The sequence below is a fragment of the Butyrivibrio sp. genome (assembly GCF_024699075.1).
The window spans coordinates 1-2619 of record NZ_JAILQF010000412.1 but is presented as its reverse complement, the minus strand read 5'-3'; the positions used below and the strand labels follow the sequence as shown (position 1 = coordinate 2619).

Annotated in this window: 2 protein-coding genes and 1 pseudogene; all 3 read right to left on the bottom strand. The window is 36.3% G+C overall.

From position 1 onward, the window contains the following. The coding region (locus K6G87_RS16460) for a zinc-ribbon domain-containing protein (RefSeq protein WP_296839696.1) at nucleotides 1–291 on the bottom strand (291 nt) is incomplete at its 3' end. 523 nt (nucleotides 292–814) lie between these two features. Further along, nucleotides 815–1978, bottom strand: coding sequence for a DegT/DnrJ/EryC1/StrS family aminotransferase (locus K6G87_RS16455; protein WP_296839695.1), 1164 nt, complete (start codon nucleotides 1976–1978; stop codon nucleotides 815–817). A 41-nt stretch (nucleotides 1979–2019) separates the two neighbouring features. Continuing rightward, nucleotides 2020–2619, bottom strand: a pseudogene (locus K6G87_RS16450) (glycosyltransferase family 2 protein); the annotation flags it as partial.

Sequence of the window (2619 nt, the reverse complement as noted above, 5' to 3'; positions counted from 1 at the left end):
ACTTCCATAAGAATCATATCCTGAGTATTCAACGCTAACATATTTACTTAGATCAATTGTAACCGGGCGTATCTTGATATAGAGAAAAACACCAGCTACAACTATTGCAAGTACCGCTACGAGAGATATAACACCAAGAATAGCCTTACTACCTGACTTCTTCTTGTCAGTACTGCCGTAAGGAGCTGTACCTGTACTGGTTGGAGCTTTCGTGTTAGAAAGATTTGCACCGCATTTAGGGCAAAAAAGGGTTCCATCTTTTAATTCTGTTCCGCAATTAGGACACTTCATATTATACCTCCATAACGAGCACTTGTGTTTTATCATAAAAATAATCATATTTTTGATATTTTTTGTATCTCAATGTTTTTTATGCTATCACCCGCCAAGTACATTGTCAATATACAGACAATATATCAACTCTAAGAAGTATATAAAGGATCCTCCATAACTTCTTATCTGGATACATCACCACATATGCTGGAGGAACAAAATTAAATACTATTAAGAATACAAATATAAATGCAGTCATTCTTTTCAAATAGATAAATACTGTCTCATTTCTAATAGTATTATATCTAATCAGTTGCCTTGTTACATTCATCATATGGCGCATACAACAAGGCATTACCCCTCAAATTTTATTTCAAAAAAAGCGCAGCATGGCTGCGCTTTTTTTGAAATATCAGCAATAAACAAGGTTACAACAAAACACATTTATCATAAATATCCCTATGTCTGTATGAATCTATATCTATATACATCCCTATATAAAGAATATTATCTTATTTGTCACAATTCATTCTATTGTACTTCAATCCTTGAAGTTATTAAGAGCATTTATAACATAGTCCTGCTCTTCATCAGTCATACCATTATACATAGGGATTGATAATACTTCCTTAGCATACTCTTCTGTTATAGGATATTCTCCTTCTTTATGGCCAAGATATGCGTAAGCTTCCTGAAGATGAGGTGGTACAGGATAATGAATTATACTTCCTATCTCTTTTTCATTTAAGTATTCAATAAGCTTATCACGGCTCTTACATTTGATAACATACTGATGCCATACACTATAGCTATTCTCTACTTCCACAGGAGTAATGATAGAAGGATTAGTTATCTTTTCAGAATATCTCTTTGCAAGTTTTCTGCGTTCATCAGTAATCTCTTTCATATACTTGAGTCTTACCTTTAAAAGCGCAGCCTGCATCTCGTCAAGTCTTGAATTAGCACCAACAACTTTATTATAGTAATGCTTATGACTTCCGTAGTTACGATATGTTTTGACATCATCAATAAGCTTTGGATCATGAGCTATAACAGCGCCTGCATCACCAAATGCACCCATGTTCTTGGTTGGATAGAAAGAAAAGCATCCAATATCGCCAAATGTTCCGACTTTCTGTCCCTTCCACATAGCTCCATGTGCCTGAGCACAGTCTTCTATAAGGAATAGTCCATGACGCTTACAGATATCTACCACCTTGGTCATATCCGTAACCTGGCCATATAAATGAACTACCATGACCGCTTTTGTCTTATCTGTAATACTACTCTCAATAGCATCAACATCAATCTGGGAATTACTATCTGGTTCTACAAATACAGGAGTAGCACCATTCATTGTAATACCCATTACGCTTGCTATATAAGTATTACCCTGTACGATGACCTCATCACCTTGACCTATGCCAAGCATACGAATACCAATCCACAGAGCATCGAGTCCTGATGCAAGACCTGCACAGTATACCTTAGAAGGCTCACAAGATTTTGTTATCCCTGTACAGCAAAAAGATTCTGAATTATTATTATCTTTTGTAGCATTATATGCAGAAAACTCTTCTTCAAATGTCTGCATTTCCTTGCCGAGTATATACCATCCTGAACGAAGTACACGAAGCGCTGCTTCCTCATATTCTTCCTGATGCTTTTTAAAGCCAAGGTCCATTCTATTTGCAAGTATTTTCATCTTCAACCTCAAGTATCAAAAAATGCAACGAGACTATTGCATTATTCACTCTTTTCTTCTGAATTTTTATTATTCTTAACAACAGTATCTATCACGAATGGAGGCCTATTTCTTGACTCTTCCAGCGCCCTCCATACATATTCTCCTATGATTCCGATCATAAATAACATAAGGCCCGATGAGAAAAGGAGTACACTCATAATTGAAGCATATCCAAGTATTGGCGTACCTTTGGTGAGCTTTTCATTAATTACAAGAATCATTCCAATAATAGCTCCTATACCAAATACAACTCCTACTACTTCCATAAATCTAAGAGGAACATATGTAAAACTCATCATAGAATCGACAACAAGTTTAAACTTCTTGGAGAAGGTCCATCTGGACTCTCCAACTTCACGGTTCTTCCTGTCAAAATAAATTTTCTCTGACCTGAATCCAAGCCACATAACCTGAAGTGTAAGAGAAGAATTCTTCTCATCCATTTTTTCAAGAACTTCTATGACCTGTCTGTCTACAAGATAGCAGTCGCATCCGCCCTTAGGCATATCCTTATTGATGAGCTTACGCACAATGCGATAATACATTCCGGCAAAGAACTTCTTAACAGCACCCTCATCTCTGGATCTACGAATTGCAAG

Bases quoted from the DNA above. Each gene is read 5' to 3' on its own strand.
- K6G87_RS16455 (WP_296839695.1), bottom strand. From the start codon at position 1,978: ATGAAAATACTTGCAAATAGAATGGACCTTGGCTTTAAAAAGCATCAG.